Raw genomic sequence first — 3,300 nt, forward strand, 5'->3', positions numbered from 1 at the left:
GCCCGCGGGCCCTCGCCGGCCAGGCCGCCCGGCTGGCCGAGTTCCTGCCCACGGCCGCCGGGGCAATGCCGGCCATCGCCTCCGCCCTCGTCACGCACCGCGGCTACCTGTCCGAGCGGGCCGTTGTCGTGGCCGGGTCGAAGGGGCAGGCGGTGAGCGAGCTGGAACGGATGGCCGCCGGTCAGCCGGCCCACGGCGCCGTCACCGGCCGGACCGGTGATCCGGCTCGGACCGTGTTCGTGTTCCCCGGCCAGGGCGCGCAGCGCGCCGGCATGGGCCGCCAGCTCAGCGCGCGGTACCCGGTGTTCGCGGCTGCCTTCGACGAGGTGTGCGACCTGCTGGACGAGCAGCTGGCCGGCTGGGTCGGCCATCGGGTCCGTGACGTCGTGTTCGACTCGCCGTGCGGCCTGCTGGACGAGACGGTCTACACCCAGGCCGGCCTCTTCGCGGTCGAAGTGGCGCTCGCCCGGCTGCTCGACTCCTGGGGGGTGCGCCCCGATCTCGTCCTAGGCCACTCGATCGGCGAGCTCGCCGCCGTGCAGGTGGCCGGTCTGCTGTCGCTGCCGGACGCCGCCCGGGTGGTGGCCGCCCGGGGCCGGCTGATGCAGGCGCTGGGGCCAGGCGGCGCGATGGTCGCGGTCAACCTGCCGGAGGAGGCCGTCGAGGAGTTCCTCCGCGACGGGGTGGAACTGGGCGCCGTCAACAGCCCCGATTCGGTCGTGCTCTCCGGCGCGGCGGATGCCGTCCTGGCAGCGGCCGGGACCCTGCGGGCCCGCGGAGTCCGGACCCGGCGGCTGAGGATCTCCCGCGCGGCGCACTCATCGCACACGGAGCCGATGCTCGGCGAGTTCGCCGCCGTCCTGGACGGGCTGACCTGGCGGGAGCCGACCATCCCGGTGGTCTCGACGATGACCGGAGCGCTGGCGACCGCCAGCGAGCTGTCCGCCACCCGCTACTGGACCGACCATGTCCGCCACCCGGTCCGGTTCGCCTCGGCGGTACGGGCCGCGGCCGAGGTTGGCGGCGCACTGTTCCTGGAGGCCGGCCCCGGGACCGGACTGAGCGGGCTGATTGCCGCGGTCGGCCCGGCGGTGCCGGCGATGCGCGAGGGCCGGCCCGAGGACCGCTCGGTACTGACCGCGGCCGGTGAGCTGTTCGTCCGGGGCGTCGACGTCGACTGGCATGCGATCCTGCCGGCGGGCAGCACCTGCGCGGCCATGGATCTGCCGACGTACGCGTTCGACCATGACCGCTACTGGCTGCCGACCCGCGGCGAGGCGCGCGACGCGCCCGCGCTGGGCCTGGCCGGGTCCGACCATCCGCTGCTCCCGGCCGTGGTCGAGGTGCCGGAGACCGACGGGGTGCTGGCCAGCGGCCGACTGTCCACGCGCACGCAGCCGTGGTTGGCCGACCACGCGGTCGGCGGCGTCGTCCTGCTGCCCGGAGCGGGGCTGGTCGAACTTGCCGTGCGGGCGGGCGACGAGGTGGGCTGCGGTCACCTGCGGGAGCTCGTCATCGAGGCTCCGCTGGTGCTGCCGGCCCGCGCGGGCGTCCGGGTCCAGGTGAGCGTCGGCGGGCCGGACGAGCGGGGCGTGCGCTCCGTGAGCGTGCATTCCGCGCCGTCCGATCGCGCGGGCGGTGGAGCCTGGACCCGGCACGCCACCGGACTGCTGGCCCCCGATGCGGTGCCCGCCGGCGCGCCCGGGCCGGCCTTCGACCCCACCGTGTGGCCGCCGGCCGACGCGACGGAGATCGAGATCGATCCGGTTGACTTCTACGCCGCGCTGCGTCGGCACCAGTACGAGTACGGGCCGGCCTTCCGCGGCCTGCGAGCCGCGTGGCGGCGCGGCGAGGAGCTGTTCGCCGAGGTCGCGCTGCCGGCCCAGGCCCATGGCGACGCGGCCCGCTTCGTTCTGCATCCCGCGCTGTTGGACGCCGCCCTGCACGCCAGGGCCTTCGCGGCGCCGGACGACGACCGGGTGATGCTGCCGTTCGCCTGGAACGGTGTCACGCCGCACGCCGCCGGGGCGACGTCGCTGCGGGTCCGTGTGACGCCCCGCGGGCCCGCCGCGCTGACCCTGGCGGCTTGGGACGACGCAGGTCGTCCGGTGCTGACCGTCGAGGAGCTGGTCTTCCGGCCGATCACGCCAGGCCGGCTGCGCCCGGGCGCGGGGGAAGGCCTGTACGAGGTGGCCTGGACGCCGCTGCCCGTCGGTCCGGGACCACGGTCGGGCCCGGGCTGGCCTACTATCACCAGCCCGGTCGACGTCGCTGACCTGGCCGACGACCTGCTGTCGGGGGCGCCCGCGCCCACCGCCGTCGTGCTCGCGGCCGGCGGGGGCGAGGATGCGCTCGCCGAAACGACGCGGGTGCTCGAGGTGCTTCAGACCTGGCTCGCCGGCGGCGCCCTCGACAGCGTGCCACTCGTGGTGGCCACCCGGGGCGCGGTTGCCTCAGGTGTCCGCGACCCGGTCGGCACGGCCGTCTGGGGCCTGGTCCGGGCGGCGCAGGCGGAGAATCCGGATCGTTTCGTTCTCGCCGACCTCGATCCGGACGGCGGCCCGCTGCCCGACGTCCTCGCCACCGGCGAGCCGCAGATCGCCGTGCGCGGGCCGGAGCTGCTGGTGCCCCGACTGAGCCGACTCGCCCCACCGCCCCCGACCGGGAGCGTTCCGGCGTCCGACGCCGCGGGCGTGCGCTTCGACCCGGGGGGCACAGTGCTGATCACTGGTGGCACGGGCTCGCTCGGCCGCCTGCTCGCTGGCCATCTGGTCGAGGCGCACGGTGTCCGCAGCCTCGTCCTGGCCAGCCGCGGCGGCCCGGCCGCGGACGGGGTGGACGAGCTCGTCCACCAGCTGCGCGCGTACGGCGCCGAGGCGGTGGAGGTCGTCGCGATTGACGCCGCCGACCCCGCCGCTGTCATCGGCCTGGTCGAGCGGCTGCACGCCGAGCGCCGGCTGTCCGGCGTGATCCACGCGGCCGGTGTCTTCGACGCCGGCGTCGTGACCGAGACCGACCCCGGCCGGTTGGCCACGGTCTTCGCCTCGAAGGTCGTCTCGGCTCAGAACCTCGACCGCGCCACCCGCGGAATCGACCTCGACGTGTTCGTGACCTTCTCCTCTGTCTCCGGCACCTTCCTGGGCGCCGGCACCGGCGGGTACGGCGCGGCGAACGCCTACCTCGACGGCCTCGTCGCCGCCCGCCGGGAGCAGGGCTGGCCCGGCGTGTCGCTCGCGTGGGGCGCCTGGGAGCAGTCCACCGGCATGGCGGCCGACCTCGACGACCTGCGCCGCACCCGGC

General features: G+C 75.9%; 1 protein-coding gene. It reads left to right on the top strand.

The features are described 5' to 3' along the window. On the top strand, positions 1-3,300 hold a 3,300-nt coding region (locus MXD58_RS23460), incomplete at both ends, for a type I polyketide synthase (RefSeq protein ID WP_250609932.1).

This window comes from Frankia sp. AgKG'84/4, assembly GCF_023242965.2.
Classification (GTDB): domain Bacteria; phylum Actinomycetota; class Actinomycetes; order Frankiales; family Frankiaceae; genus Frankia.